The organism is Methylobacterium sp. GXS13 (assembly GCF_001455965.1).
Taxonomy (GTDB): Bacteria; Pseudomonadota; Alphaproteobacteria; order Rhizobiales; family Beijerinckiaceae; genus Methylobacterium.
Genome location: NZ_LKKO01000022.1, coordinates 13,821 through 27,520 on the forward strand (window position 1 = coordinate 13,821; position 13,700 = coordinate 27,520).

Below are 13,700 nucleotides of genomic sequence, written 5' to 3' on the forward strand. Positions count from 1 at the left end.
CCCAGGGAAACGCTACCGTTCTGAGATCGCGCGCTGCCCTAGGTTGCTTCGCTACGCTCGCAATGACGGCGTAGAACGGGAACGTCACAGCACCCGCGCCAATCCGGGCACCAGCGCCGCCAAACGCGTTGGCGGGCCGAGTTCCGGTTCGGCCTCCGGGCTCGCCAAGGTCGCGATCCGGCAGCGGCCATCTGGGCTCAGGCCGGTCACCAGGCGGCCCCCCGGTTCGAGGGCGGCGCGCCAGTGCGGCGGGATGGCCTCGACGCTGCCGTGGACCAGGATGCGGTCGAAGCCGCCATCGGGCAGCTCCGGGGCGAGGCCATCGGCCTGGACCACGTGGATTTCGGATTGGTCGGAGAGCCGTACAGCGGCCTCGCGGGCGAGCGTCGCATAGCGCTCCAGGCTCAGGACAGCGCCGGCCCCGAGCTTCGCTAGGAGCGCCGTCGCATAGCCCGAGCCGGTGCCGATCTCCAAAACCCGGTGGCCAGGCTCGACCCGCAGGAGCGCCAGCATCTGCGCCACCAGGGTCGGCGCGGTCATCGAGGCGCCGCAGGGCAGCGGCAGGGCGATGTCCCGCCGGGCCTGGGCGCGATGGGCCGCGGGGGCGAAGGGTTCCCGCGAAACCTGCTCCATGGCCCGCAGGATCGCGGTGTCCCGCATCCCCCGGCCCCGGAGCGCCATGACGAAGGCCGCGTTGCCGGCAGCCTCCTCAAGGCCGCCCAGGTCGATCACGCCGCGAAGGCCTGCGCGAAGCGGGTCAGGGTCGGCTCGTCGGTCAGGTCGAGGCGCAGGGGCGTCACCGAGATCCGCTTCTCCGCGATCGCCTTGAGGTCCGAGCCGTGGCCCGGCTCGAATCGGGCCTTGGCGAAGGCCAGCCAGAAATACGGATTGCCGCGCCCGTCCACCCGGGCGTCGATCGAGAGCAGCGCCTGGTTGCGGAAACCCTGCGCCGCCACCGCGACGCCCTGCACGTCCACCGGCTCGCAATCCGGGAAGTTCACGTTGATCAGGATGCCGGGCTCGATCCCGGTCTCCAGGATCTTGCGGACGACCTTCGGGCCGTGCTCGCGGGCGCAATCCCATTTGAGCGCGCTGCGGCCGCCTGCCCCGTAGGCCTGGCTCAGGGCGATCGAGCGGATGCCGAGGATCGTGCCTTCCATGGCGGCCGCGATCGTGCCCGAATAGGTCACGTCCTCGGCGACGTTCTGGCCGCGGTTGACTCCCGACAGGATCAGGTCCGGCCCGTGATCGCCCAGGATGTGGCGCACGCCCAGGATCACGCAATCGGAGGGCGTGCCCTTCACCGCGAAGCGCTGCTCTGAGACCTGCCGCAGGCGCAGCGGGTCGTTGAGCGAGAGCGAGTGCGAGACGCCGGATTGGTCGCTCTCCGGCGCCACGACCCACACGTCGTCCGACAGCTCCCGGGCAATCTCCTCTAGGGTGGCGAGCCCCGGCGCGTGGATGCCGTCGTCGTTGGTGACTAGGATGCGCATCAGCGGGCCCCTTCGATCCGGTTGAGCCCGCCCATATAGGGGTGGAGCACCGACGGGATCGTGATGCTCCCGTCCGGGTTCTGATAGTTCTCCATCACGGCGATCAGAGCGCGGCCGACCGCGACGCCTGAGCCGTTCAGCGTGTGGACATAGGCCGGCTTGCCGTCCTTGCCCCGGTAGCGCGCGTTCATCCGTCGGGCCTGGAACTCACCGCAGACGGAACACGAAGAAATTTCTCGGTGGGTGCGCTGGCCCGGCACCCAGACCTCGATGTCGTAGGTCTTCTGGGAGGCGAAGCCCATGTCGCCGGTGCAGAGCGTCATCACCCGGTAGGGCAGATCGAGTTTCTTGAGGACCGCCTCCGCGCAGGTGAGCATGCGCTCGTGCTCGTTGTCGGACTCGTCCGGCGTGGTGATCGAGACCATCTCGACCTTGTTGAACTGGTGCTGGCGCAGCATGCCCCGCGTATCCCGCCCCGCCGCCCCGCCGGCGGCCCGGAAGCAGGGCGTGAGCGCGGTGAAGCGCAGGGGCAGTTCTTCTTCGCGCAGGATGGATTCGCGCACGAGGTTGGTCAGCGGGACCTCGGCGGTGGGGATGAGCCAGCGGCGTTCCGCAGAGCCAATTTCATGGTACGCCTCCATGTACGGAAGCAAACCAGGCGGGGGTGTCACGCCGGGCGGGATCACCGGTGTGCCACTCATAGACGGACGAAGTGGCTGCTCCAAAGGAAGCATTCGACCTGCCGCAAGTTCGTAGGCCCGTGAAGCGCGCTCTGACTCTGCCAAAGTACGCGTCGCCACGAACTGATCGTCTTCAAACTTCGGCAGCTGTGCCGTGCCAAACATCGCCTCGTCCCGAACGAGCACCGGCGGCGCCACCTCCAAATACCCGTGCTCCTGCGTGTGTAGGTCGAGCATGAACTGGCCGAGCGCCCGCTCCAGCCGGGCGAGCTGGCCCTTCAGCACCACGAAGCGCGAGCCGGAGAGCTTGGCGGCGGATTCGAAATCCATCAGCCCGCAGGCCTCGCCGAGCTCGAAATGCTCCTTCCCCTCGGTCAGGCGCTCCCGGGTCGAGGCGTGGCTGCGGTAGAGGACGTTGCCGTGCTCGTCGGCGCCGTCCGGCACGTCGGGCTTCGGGCGATTCGGGATCGCGGCGAGCTTATCGGCGAGTGCCCTGTCGGCCTCGCCTTCCGCCGCCTTTAGGGCCGGCTCGGCGGCCTTGAGGGCGGCGACCTCCGCCATCAGGGCAGAGGCGCGGGCCTCGTCCTTGGCCTTCTTAGCGCCGCCGATTTCCTTGGCCAGCGCGTTGCGCCGCTCCTGGTTGGCCTGAGCCGCCGACACGGACGATTTCCGCGCCTCGTCGAGGGCGATCAGCTCGGCCGAGAGCGGCGCGAGGCCCCGGCGGGTTAGGTCGCGGTCGAAGGCGTCCGGGTTGTCCCGGATGGCGCGGATGTCGTGCATCGTGTCGGCTCGGATCGGCGCGCAGGCTCGGGGCGCGCGGCCCCCGCTTTGCCGCATCGCGTCCGGTGGGACAAGCGCGGCACGGCTACTCCCTCGGCGGCGCGATCTTCAACTGGTCGATCGCCCAGAGCCAGGTCCCGTCCGGCTGCGCCCGGGCGACCTCCACCGAGAGCGCGCCGTTGGGCAACCGGGCGAAGGTGAGGGCGAGATCGCCGTTGCTCACGGGCTCCAGCGTCTCGGGAGCTGGGAACTCGGATTTGCGCCCGAGCAGGTTGGCGTAGAAGGCCCGGATTTCGTCATGCCCGGTGGCGACCACACGCCCGGCCGCCAGCACCGCCCCCGGCTCGTAGAGCGCCACCAGCCCCTCGACATCGCCAGCATTGGCGCGTTGGTTGAAGAGTTCGGCCAGCGCCGACGGCTCGGTTGCAGCGTCCCGGTTGTCTTGGGCCATGCGTCGCTCCTGTGAAGGCCAGGGGGGTAACGGTTTCGGGGCGAAGGGCGGATCATCCCGTCCGCAGAAACGAGGCGCGGCGGTCTTCGCCCGCGGGACATTTGGGATCCGGCCCGGGGCCGGTCATGCGAGTCGCCGCCCGCCGCCATCCTCGACCGTGACTGCGACCGGGATCCCAGCCTTCACGCTCTCCGACACCGTGCAGAAGCGCTGGAACTGGTCGAGCACCCGGTCGATCCGCGGCATCGCGGCGGCTTGCGCACCGAGCCGGATGTGCACGTCGATCCCGGTGATCCGCAGGCGGCCTTCCGGATTGCGCGTGACCCGGCAGGCGGCCTCTGCAGCGACGCCCTGCGCGTCCTGCCGGAACTTGCCCAGGGCGAAGACCAGGCTGGCGCACAGGCAGTTCGCCACCCCGGCGATCAGCATCTGCTCCGGGACCGGACCGGTGCCGCCGCCGATCGGGGGCGCCTCGTCGGTGAGGAGGTCGGGCAGGGCGGCGCCGAAATCGACCGTGAAGACGTAAGCGCCGACCTGGGTGATCCGGATCGTCGGTCCCGCTTCCATCAGCGCCCTCCCCGGCTTCTTGAAGGATCCAACGTTCGATCCTAGGGCGTGTTCGGCCCCGGGCCGATGCAATCGTCGGCCGGATGATTTTCGGAGCCGAACGCCGTAGTACGGTTGCTCCACCGACCCGGCAGCCAAACCCCCCGATCCGATGACGAGCCTCGAGACCCTGATGCCGCTCCTGGAGCGGATCGCCACCGCGCTGGAGCGGGCCGCACCGCCCGTCCCGCCGGCTTCCGACCCGAACGCCGCCGACGCCTTCCTGTGGGGACCCGAGCGGCGGCTCACCCCGGTGCCCCAGGTGGCCCGGGTGGAGATCGGCCTGCTCACCGGTATCGATCGGGCCCGCGACACGCTGATCGAGAACACCGAGCGCTTCGCCCGCGGCCTGCCGGCCAACAACGCCCTGCTCTGGGGCGCCCGCGGCATGGGGAAGTCCTCGCTGGTCAAGGCGGCTCATGCCGAGATCAACGCCCGCCGGCCGGACGGCGCGCTGCCGATGAAGCTCGTGGAGATCCACCGGGAGGACATCGAGGCGCTGCCCGACCTGATGGCGCTGCTGCGGCCCGACCCGCATCGCTGGCTGGTCTATTGCGACGACCTGTCCTTCGACGGCGACGACACCTCGTACAAGTCGCTCAAGACCGCGCTGGACGGCGGCATCGAGGGCCGGCCCGGCAACGTGCTGTTCTATGCCACCTCGAACCGCCGGCACCTGCTCGCCCGCGACATGGTCGAGAACGAGCGCTCGACGGCGATCAACCCCGGCGAGGCCGTGGAGGAGAAGGTCTCGCTCTCGGACCGGTTCGGCCTCTGGCTCGGCTTCCACAAATGCAGCCAGGACGAGTTTCTGGCGATGATCCGCGCCTATGCCGAGCGCTACGGCCTCGACCTGCCGCCCGAGCGCCTGCGCGCCGAGGCGCTGGAATGGGCCACCACCCGCGGCTCCCGCTCCGGCCGCACCGCCTTCCAGTTCATCCAGGATCTCGCCGGGCGGATGGGGAAGGTGCTGGATTGAGACGCTCCGGCGCCTGAAGCATCCGGCCGGCGTTCGCCCCGTCATTGCGAGCGGAGCGAAGCAACCCAGGGCTACGCACCCTCCTGGGATCGCGGGCTGCGCTGGGTCGCTTCGCTCCGCTCGCGATGACGGCTTGGCATCTCAAAAGTCGATGGAAGCCGACAGCCACACGGTGCGCGGGGCGCCCAGGATGAGGGCGCCGTTCGGGTTGGCGATCCAGTAGTGGTTGTCGGTGACGTTGCTCATCGTCGCCCGCAGCGTGACCGGCTTGTCTTGCACGAGCGTCGCGTAGCGCAGGCCGAGATCCAGGGTCGTCCAGTCCGGGATCCTCGAGAAGGGCAGGTTGGTGAACGTCGTGCCGGCATAGGACGCGCCGGTATAGACCACTGTGGCGATCGCCGTGAGGCCACGCAGGACCGGCGTGTCCCATTCGAGGCCCGTGGTGGCCTGGAAGCGCGGTGCGCCGGTTGCGGGATTGCCGTCGTAGAGGCCGCCCCGGGTCCGGCGCCAGCGGGCGTCGAGCAGGGTCGCGCCGACGATGACGCGCAGGTCGGGCACGATCTCGCCGAAGATCGTCCCCTCGAAGCCGCGATTCCGCTGCGTGCCGCCGACGCCGAAGACATTGGTCACGGGATCGACGTTCCCGGCCGGCTGGGTGATCTGGAAGGCGGCCAGCGTCGCCCCAAAAGTCTTGAAGTCGAGCTTCGCGCCGATCTCGTATTGCCGCGACCGGGCCGGCGGGAAGGTCTGCGTGGAGTTGATCGCGGAGCCGGGCGCCTTCAGCGCCGTCAGGCCCTGAACCGCGTTGGCGTAGACCGACAGCACCTCGGTGGGCCGTACCACCAGGCCGAAGGCCGGGGTCGTCGCGCTCTTGTCGTAGGTGCTGCTCAGGAGGCCCGTGACCGGGGCGTAACTGCCGATCTCGATCTCCTGCCGGCGGGCGCCCACCATCAGCTCGACCAGCCCGTCGGCCACCGACATCGTGTCGGCCACGGCGTAGCTCGTCATCCGGTCGTAGCTCGCCCGACCCCGGGGGAATGCAGATTTCGGTTGCCCCGGCCAGGCCAGGCGGACAGGCGCGTAGAGGTTGGAGTCATAGTCCGGGTAGGTGATCTGACCGAGCGTCAGATCCTGGTCGAGATACGTCGCGGTGAACACGGCCTCGTGCTTGATCCAGCCCGTCTCGAAGCGCGCCCGGGCCCCCGCCTCGCCCGACAGCGTCGACGTGTCGCCGGTCTGGAAAATCGAGTTCACTTTGGTCCGCCCGGTCCGGTCCAGGAGGGTGAAGGCAGGATTCTCCTGCTTGTCGTAGATGAACCGGTTGCCGCCGAGCGCCGCGAACAGCGTAATGTCCGAGGTCAGGTCGAATTCCGCCCGCCCCAGAGTGGTGAGGCTGTCGGAACGGGAGAAATCGAAGTTCTGGGACATGTTCCGGCGTGGGTCGGGCGCCCGGGGCACGCGCAGTCCCTGCACCGGATTGCCGCCGCGGGTCTGGGCGTCATAGGCGTCGTGCTGATAGATGACGTCGAGGAACAGGCGGAGGCGGTCGCCGTCATAGTCGAGGGCCAGCGAGCCGACACCGTTGCGCTGGGCGGTGCGGTCGATCGGCGTGGCGCCGCCCAAACCTGCGCCGTTGATCCGCACGCCGATCTGCTTCGCGTCGCCGTAGCGCCGCGCCACGTCGATCTCTGCGCCGCCCCGCGTCGTGGAGGCGTAATCGACGGTCGCCCGATTGAGCGGCTCGTCGCCCGCGCGCTTGGTGACGACGTTCACCGTGCCGGCGACGCTGCCGAAGATTGAGGCCCCGAACAGGAACGCCGCCGGACCCTTGAGCACCTCGATCCGTTCGAGGGGGGCCGGATTGATCCGGTAATCCGGCACGAGGCCGTACAGGCCGTTCAGGGCGAACTCGCGGTTGTCGACCCGGAAGCCGCGGATCGTCAGCGCGTCGTAGCGGTTGCCGCTGCCGATCGAGACACGAACCGATGGGTCCGTGCGCGTCAGGACATCGCCGACGCTGACCGCCTGGAGGTCGCGGATCGTCTTCTCGGTGTAGCTCGCCGTGCTGAACGGCGTGCGCATGTAATCCCTGTTGCCGAGGATCCCGAGCCGGCTGCCGCGGGCGACCTGGCCACCGGGAAAAGCCTTCGGCAGGCCGCCCGCCTCCCCCTGCCCCACCCGGCTCGCAGTCGGATTGTGCGATTCGACCGAGAGCGTTTCGAGTTGGACCGAGGTTATTTCAGGGTGGATCGAGTTTTCCTGGGTCGTCGCGGCGTGGTTCGCCGTGAGGAGAAGCGTTGCCACGGGTGCAATATGGCGGATGTATATGCTGGGCATGAAAAAGCGAGCGCCGATCTAGTCGCGAAACCATGGCGGCGATCGATTCCTCTGTCCGAACAGCGGACCGGCGTGGGAATCATCATTGCGCCAACAGATCGCCGCTAGCAGTGGCAAGATGTTGGATCAAGAAATTAAACCTAGATTTTATCGATTGTAATTTGTCGAACAAAGATACTATTCGAATATTTTCATAACTCTGTGGTATAGATTTGTTGATGCCGGGAATTTTCAATATGCGTTGCCTTAAAAGCGTTGATATCCAATCCTTTGTTTTGTCCAAGGTTGTCGGAGCGCAGCGTAGCTCTCGAAGGATCCCTGCACCCGGCTGCACGGGTTCTGGAGAAATCCCTTCGAGGTCCGCTTCGCGGGCGCTTCAGAATGACGTGGTTGTATGGAATCGCCGGGTATTGCGGAGGGCGGCGGGGATTTGGATATCCGGCGCTGCTGCGCGGGGCCTACCGCCCGCTCGATCCAAACCCGCCCGCACCCCGGCCGGAGCCCGACCCGGGCTCGTCTTCCAGCATGGTCAAGACCGGCCGGGTCACGCGTGTAAAAACCAGCTGCGCGATCCGGTCCCCGGGCTCGACCCGGATCGGATTCGCGGCGTCACGGTTCCAGGCCGAGACCATCAGGGGGCCTTCATAATCCGCATCGATCACGCCGGTTCCGTTGCCGAGCACGAGGCCGTCGCGATGGCCGCGGCCGGAGCGGGGGAAGATCAGGCCGCACCAGTCGGGGTTGCGGATCAGCACGCTGAAGCCGGCCGGTATCAGGGCCGGCACGCTCCCGGGCGACAGGACCAGTGGCTCGTCCAGGCAGGCATGCAGGTCGAGGCCGGCGGCAGTCGCCGAGCCCCAGCGCGGAAACCCCCAGCCCCGCAGCCGTGGGTCGAGGATGCGCAGGCCGACTTCCGGCAGCGGGCTCACGCGCCGAACCGCGCGATCACCTCGGCCAGGGTCAAGACGCGCCGGGCGGCTTCGACATGCAGGCGCTCGACCATGCGGCCGTCCAACGCGATGACGCCCTGGTCCTGATTCTCCGGCGCGTCGAAGGCCGCCACCACCCGGCGCGCTTCGGCAATGTCCGCCTCGTCCGGTCCAAAGGCGGCGTTGGCCGGGCCGATCTGGCTCGGATGGATCAGCATCTTGCCATCAAAACCGAGATCGCGACCTTCGGCGCATTCCGCCTCGAAACCGGCACCATCCCGCAGGTCGGTGAAGACGCCGTCGATCGCCTCGATCTCGTAGGCCCGGGCGGCGGCCAGGACCTGCATCAGCCAGGGGCGCAGGGCTGCCCGCCCCGGGGGGCGGATCCGGGCCGCGGTCACGAGGTCGTTGGGGCCGATCACCAGGGCCGCGAGCCGTCCATCGACGTCCCGGGCGGCGCCGGCGATCTCGGCGGCGTTGACCACCGCCATCGGGGTCTCGATCATCGCCCAGATGCGGGTCGCAGGGGGAGCCCCGAGCCGGCGCAGGCGCGAGCCTACGGCGATCAGCGCGTCGGAGCTGCGCACCTTCGGCACCAGGATCGCGTCGGCCCCGCACCCGGCCAAAGCCGCGAGGTCGGCCTCGCCGGCCTCGGTTTCGGGCGGGTTGATCCGCACCACGACCTCGCGCGGGCCGAAGCCCCGTGCCGAGACGACGGCAGCCACCGCGGCGCGGGCCTCTTCCTTCCGCTCCGGGGCGACGCCGTCCTCCAAGTCGATCAGAATCACGTCGGCGGGGAGCGTGCGCGCCTTCTCGAGGGCACGGGCATTCGAGCCGGGCATGGCCAGCACGCTGCGGCGGGGACGGATCTCGCTCATCACGCTTCTCCCGGGCCGGCGGAACACCCTCCGGATCGCCGATAGCTTTCCGCCGCGTCCCGGGCAAGAACGCATCGTGGGGCAAGACGATGCGTTCACGATCGATTGCGGGGACGGGATGGCGCGCTGGGTCGCGGGGCTCGACGGCTGCCGGGGGGCCTGGGCGGGGGCGCTCCTCGACCTCGACGATCCGGAGCGGCACCGCTGTGCCCTGTTTGCCGACGTGGCGAGCCTGCTCGATGCGCCGGAGCAGCCGCTGATCGTTGGCATCGACATGCCGATCGGGCTGCCGGACCGGATCCTTGGGGGTGGCCGGGGCGCCGACCGGGCCGCCCGGGCCCGGCTCGGACCCGCCCGATCCTCGGTCTTCCCGATGCCGCCCCGCACGGCTGTCTACGCGCCCGATTATGATTCCGCGAAGGCCGCCTCGCGGGCGGCCAGCGAGCCGCCCTTCGCGCCCTCAATCCAGGGCTACAATATCTTCCGCTCCGTCCGCGCCGTGGACACGCTCCTGCGGGCGCGGCCAGAGCTGCTGTCGCGGGTCCACGAGGTCCATCCGGAAGTCGCGTTCCACGCCCTCAACGGCGGCCGCCCCCTTGGCCTGCCGAAGAAGGGTGTTCGGGCTCGAGAGGGCTTGGCCCTGCGCCGGACTCTGCTTGACGCGGCCGGCCTTCCGGCTGCCCTGCTGGACGCCCGGGTGAAGGGGGTGCCGGCCGACGACCACCTCGACGCCCTGGCCGCCCTGGTGGTGGCCCGGGACATCCTCGATGGATGCGCTGTGCCGTTGCCGGACTCGCCGGAGCGAGATGCGTATGGCCTGCCCGTGGTGATCTGGGCACCCGCCGTGCGGGATTGCCGATGAGCCGCCTCGAAGCTGGGCCGTGGCGCTGAATTCTCCTGGATCACGCCCTCGACCGGTGTCCGTTCGGACCGTCGCGCTCTAGCTCAGTCCCATGAGTGCCCCGCATCCCCTCCCGATCCGCCATGTCGCCCGGGCGATCGTTCTCGATCCGCAGGATCGGATCCTGCTGATCGCCTACGCGTCGGTCCATGCGAAGGGGCCGGACGGCGAGCCGCTGCGGTTCTGGTTCATGCCGGGGGGCGGGCTGGAACCGGGTGAGGACCACGTTACCGCCTGTCGGCGGGAACTGGGCGAGGAGATTGGCCGCGACGATGTCGCGATCGGCCCGCAGGTCGCGGCCTGCGACGGCCCGTTCCACCTCTTCCGCCAGTCACGGGACGCCCGCGAGCGCTACTTCCTGGTCCGCCTGCCCGACGACCGGGTCGATACCAGCCGTCTCGCCGAGACCGAGGACAACCCGGTGATCGGGACCCGCTGGTGGCCGCTCGCCGCGTTGCGGGGCAGTAGTGAGCGCGTCGAGCCGGCGGGTCTTGCCGATCTCGCGATCGATCTTGCCGCAGGGACTATTCCGACCCGGCCGCGCGTTCTGACTTGGCACGATCAGTGATCCCGATCTCGCATGTGCGAGATCATCGAACCCGATGGAGATTGCATGTTCCCTGAATTCCTGACCGAGGGCTACCGCGCGTTCCTGGCCGACCGGTTCCCGACCGAGCGCCGACGCTTCGCGCAGCTCGCCCAGAGCCAGGAGCCCCAGATCCTGGTGATCAGCTGCTGCGACAGTCGCGTGGCTCCCGAGGCTATCTTCGACGCCGGCCCCGGCGAGCTGTTCGTGATCCGCAACGTGGCCAACATCGTGCCGACCTACGAGCCGGACGGCGCCTATCACGGCACCTCGGCGGCCATCGAGTTCGCGGTCCAGGCTCTGGAGGTGAAGCACATCGTCGTGCTCGGCCACGCCACCTGCGGCGGTATCAAGGCCTTCGCCAACAAGGCTGCGCCGCTCTCGAGCAGCAACTTCATCGGCAAGTGGGTCTCGCTCGTGGCGCCTGCCGAGGCGAAGGCAGGCGATTCGAGCGCCCCGGACTACCTGACCAGGATGGAGCACGCCATGGTCAGCCAGAGCATGGAAAACCTCTTAAGCTTCCCGTTCATCAAGGAGCGGGTCGAGGGGGGGCGGCTCAACATCCACGGCGCGCATTTCGGCGTGGCCAACGGTGTGCTGCTGGTGCGTGATTCCGAGACCGGGGACTTCCATCCGGCGGTGGACCAAGCCGGCCGGAAGGTTCTGCCAACCGCAGTCGCTTGCGATTGAGGAACTGCGTCACGGCAAGGCGCCGGGCCCGATCGCGATTTGGAAGTGCCCGGCCCATAGGACGGTTTGACCAGTAGAGGCTCCGTCGGGTGGCGTAGCCGCGCGCGGGATACCCAGGCCTCCTGCTCTTCCTGTGAGGCTGGGCGATCGTAGATCGCTCGGCCTCGAAGAACGCTCCCGTTATCTTGGCGATCCCTGGAGGGCTCTTTCGAGGCCCGTCGACGCAATCATCAACGTCTTCGGGATCAGACAAAAAAAGGCGGCGGGCCTGCGCCCACCGCCTCGCGCTGTGCCGCCCGGCCGAGGCCGGGCGATCCAACAAATTACATGGCGCCCGGCAGACGCTGGGCGTTGTCGTAATGCATCTGCAGGGTCGGGAGTGCCTGCTGGGCGTAGTTGCGCAGGGCCGGGCTCGGGCCGCCCTGGGCATAGGCCTGGGTCATGGCGATCGTCATCTGATGCGCCTGGATCTGCTGGTTCGCATAGAGACGGTCAAAACGCGGGCCGGCCGGGGTGGACGACAGCTCGGCGAGCATCGCCTGCTGCTCCGGACTCGGCGGGACAACCGTGGACGCGCCGGTCGCCATGGCATCGCCGCGGCCGAGGCGGCTGCCCGCCTGCGCACCGTTGGCTGCACCGGTACCGGCGCTCTGGAGACCGCCGACAGGACCACCCGCCAGGGTGCCGCCGACCACGCCCGTCGCCGCGCCGACGCCGGCACCGACAGCACCGCCCGCCACTGCAAGCGGGGCAGTCACGAGGCCGCCGAGGCCTTCGTCGCGCGCCGTCATGTAATTGTTCTCGCCGCCGGCCAGGGCAACGTTGGCAGCGCGGTGGTCACGGATCGCCTCTTGGGCGTAGGACCGGATCTTCGGATTGCGCGACTTCGACAGCGCAATCTGCGAGGACTGGATCTCGAAGGCGTTCGCCTGCATCGACTGCAAACGGAAATCGTTGGCACCCTGCGCGAAGGCCGGGGTCGACAGAGCCAGGACGAGCGCGGACGCAGCAGCGTAGTTCTTCAGCATGGGAACCTCGAGTTCGAGTGGAGACGCGAACCGGCACAATGGGCCAGGGGCGGAAGCCTGGACCTCATCCGAGGACCAAGATCTCGCAGCCGAAACCGTGCGGCGACACGTTCGCGAATTGGTTCGACAACGGGGCTATCGGCCTATGGTTCCTGCCGTTTTTTGCTTAGGGCCGGGGATTAAGGAGACTCTACTGGTGCAATCGGCTCCGTGATCCTGATCGAAGTTCAGATCCTGCGCGCGGTCGCTGCCCTGATGGTGGTCTGGCACCACGCGCGGCACGAGGCCGAGCTGATGGCCGCGCGTGGCGCGGGGCCGGCCCTCGATCCCGGTACGCTTCTGCCGTGGTGGGGCGGGGTCGACTTGTTCTTCGTGATCTCGGGCCTCGTCATCGTGCATGCGAGCGGAAGACTGTTCGGAGCGCCCGGCGGGCGGGTCCGTTTCCTGGCCCACCGGGTCGCCCGGGTGGTACCGCTCTACTGGCTGGTGAGCCTGCTTTATCTGGCGCTCGCCCTGGCACGCCCCGACCTCCTCGGGGATGCGGCGACCCTGGTGCGGGTGCCCGGCACGATCCTGGCCGGGTTCCTGTTCTGGCCGGCGGCCAGGCCGGACGGCATCGTCCAGCCCCTCTACGGACTCGGCTGGACCCTCAATTACGAAGCGTTCTTCTACGCGTTGTTCGCCCTCGGCCTCGGCTTCGGCCGGCGCGGTGCCGTGGCCTGGCTCGCCCTAGCCCTGGTGACGCTGGTCGCCGTGGGCGTTCTGGTGCCCGGACTGCCGGTGCCGGTCCGGTTCTGGGCGAATCCGATCGTGCTGGAATTCTTGCTCGGCGCCGGGCTCGCCCTGGCCCACCGCGAAGGCTTCGCGCCGAAACGTGCGCTGCGCCTCGGCTCGGCGATCTTGGGATGCCTCGGGCTGAGCCTGGCCGCCCGCCTGCTCGTCGGCGACGGGGCCGCCGACGGCGTCCTGCGCCCGCTGCTTGTCGGCCTGCCGGCTTGTCTGCTGGTGGCCGCCGCGCTCGGGCCGAAGCGGTCGGCAGCTCAGGTCGCGGCGCTGCCGGTGCTGATGCGCGGGCTGGTGCGTCTCGGGGACGCTTCCTACGCCCTCTACCTCGTTCATCCCTTCGCTCTGCGTCTGGGGCGCGAGGCGTTGCTCAGGGTCGGCCTCGCCCCGGCCCTGCATCCCTGGGGCAGCCTCGTCGCGATGCTCGCCCTCAGCGTCGTGGCGGGTCTGCTGGTCCGTCGCTGTGTCGAGGGGCCCCTGACCCGGTGGCTGCGGGCGCGTCTCGATCCCGGCGAAGCGCAAAACCGTGTGCGCGCCGCCTCAGTCCCGGTTCCCCCCGGGCACCGGGCGGATTAGCCT

Annotated in this window: 14 protein-coding genes; 5 read left to right on the forward strand and 9 right to left on the reverse strand. The window is 68.9% G+C overall.

What is annotated here, in order from left to right; translation table 11 throughout:
• Positions 1–84 precede the first annotated feature (84 nt).
• The 5 genes from AO398_RS07185 to AO398_RS07205 form a co-directional block, all read right to left on the reverse strand.
• A complete protein-coding gene (locus AO398_RS07185; RefSeq protein WP_082643164.1) occupies positions 85–732 on the reverse strand; it encodes a methyltransferase domain-containing protein in 648 nt (215 codons plus the stop codon).
• On the reverse strand, positions 729–1,493 hold the full coding sequence (gene surE / locus AO398_RS07190) for a 5'/3'-nucleotidase SurE (protein ID WP_058191335.1): 765 nt from the start codon (positions 1,491–1,493) through the stop codon (positions 729–731). The genes AO398_RS07185 and surE overlap by 4 nt, the downstream gene beginning before the upstream one ends.
• Entirely contained in the window at positions 1,493–2,953 is a 1,461-nt protein-coding gene (serS, locus tag AO398_RS07195; protein WP_058191336.1) for a serine--tRNA ligase, read from the reverse strand. The genes surE and serS overlap by 1 nt, the downstream gene beginning before the upstream one ends.
• Before the next feature lie 85 nt (positions 2,954–3,038).
• Entirely contained in the window at positions 3,039–3,404 is a 366-nt protein-coding gene (locus tag AO398_RS07200) for a nuclear transport factor 2 family protein (protein WP_058191337.1), read from the reverse strand.
• A gap of 123 nt (positions 3,405–3,527) precedes the next feature.
• Positions 3,528–3,971 (reverse strand): OsmC family protein, encoded by a 444-nt coding sequence (locus tag AO398_RS07205; RefSeq protein WP_058191338.1) that lies wholly within the window; start codon positions 3,969–3,971, stop codon positions 3,528–3,530.
• 151 nt (positions 3,972–4,122) lie between these two features.
• Between AO398_RS07205 and AO398_RS07210 the strand changes: the two genes are divergently transcribed.
• The gene (locus tag AO398_RS07210) at positions 4,123–4,989 is read left to right on the forward strand and encodes an ATP-binding protein (RefSeq protein ID WP_058191339.1); all 867 of its coding nucleotides are present in this window, start codon (positions 4,123–4,125) and stop codon (positions 4,987–4,989) included.
• 141 nt (positions 4,990–5,130) lie between these two features.
• Here the strand turns inward: AO398_RS07210 and AO398_RS07215 are convergent, their stop codons facing one another.
• The 3 genes from AO398_RS07215 to AO398_RS07225 form a co-directional block, all read right to left on the reverse strand.
• Positions 5,131–7,293 carry a TonB-dependent receptor gene (locus tag AO398_RS07215; RefSeq protein ID WP_160329316.1) on the reverse strand — a complete coding sequence of 721 codons (2,163 nt, stop codon included), beginning with the start codon at positions 7,291–7,293 and terminating at the stop codon, positions 5,131–5,133.
• 491 nt (positions 7,294–7,784) lie between these two features.
• Positions 7,785–8,255, reverse strand: a complete 471-nt coding sequence (dut, locus tag AO398_RS07220) for a dUTP diphosphatase (protein WP_058191341.1) — start codon at positions 8,253–8,255, stop codon at positions 7,785–7,787.
• Complete coding sequence (locus AO398_RS07225; RefSeq protein WP_058191342.1) at positions 8,252–9,133, reverse strand: CoA ester lyase; 882 nt, start codon at positions 9,131–9,133, stop codon at positions 8,252–8,254. Before AO398_RS07225 ends, dut begins: the two co-directional genes overlap by 4 nt.
• 118 nt (positions 9,134–9,251) lie before the next feature.
• On the opposite strand from AO398_RS07225, the gene AO398_RS07230 reads away from it, so the two are divergent.
• The 3 genes from AO398_RS07230 to AO398_RS07240 all read left to right on the forward strand — a co-directional run bounded on the left by AO398_RS07230 (position 9,252) and on the right by AO398_RS07240 (position 11,310).
• Complete coding sequence (locus AO398_RS07230) at positions 9,252–9,995, forward strand: DUF429 domain-containing protein (protein ID WP_058191446.1); 744 nt, start codon at positions 9,252–9,254, stop codon at positions 9,993–9,995.
• A gap of 91 nt (positions 9,996–10,086) precedes the next feature.
• A complete protein-coding gene (locus AO398_RS07235; RefSeq protein WP_058191343.1) occupies positions 10,087–10,602 on the forward strand; it encodes an NUDIX domain-containing protein in 516 nt (171 codons plus the stop codon).
• A 45-nt stretch (positions 10,603–10,647) separates the two neighbouring features.
• Positions 10,648–11,310, forward strand: a complete 663-nt coding sequence (locus AO398_RS07240; RefSeq protein ID WP_058191447.1) for a carbonic anhydrase — start codon at positions 10,648–10,650, stop codon at positions 11,308–11,310.
• A 323-nt stretch (positions 11,311–11,633) separates the two neighbouring features.
• Here AO398_RS07240 and AO398_RS07245 read toward each other — a convergent pair whose 3' ends face one another.
• On the reverse strand, positions 11,634–12,338 hold the full coding sequence (locus AO398_RS07245) for a DUF4142 domain-containing protein (RefSeq protein WP_058191344.1): 705 nt from the start codon (positions 12,336–12,338) through the stop codon (positions 11,634–11,636).
• 210 nt (positions 12,339–12,548) lie between these two features.
• On the opposite strand from AO398_RS07245, the gene AO398_RS07250 reads away from it, so the two are divergent.
• A complete protein-coding gene (locus AO398_RS07250; protein ID WP_082643166.1) occupies positions 12,549–13,697 on the forward strand; it encodes an acyltransferase in 1,149 nt (382 codons plus the stop codon).
• The last annotated feature ends 3 nt before the right edge of the window (positions 13,698–13,700 follow it).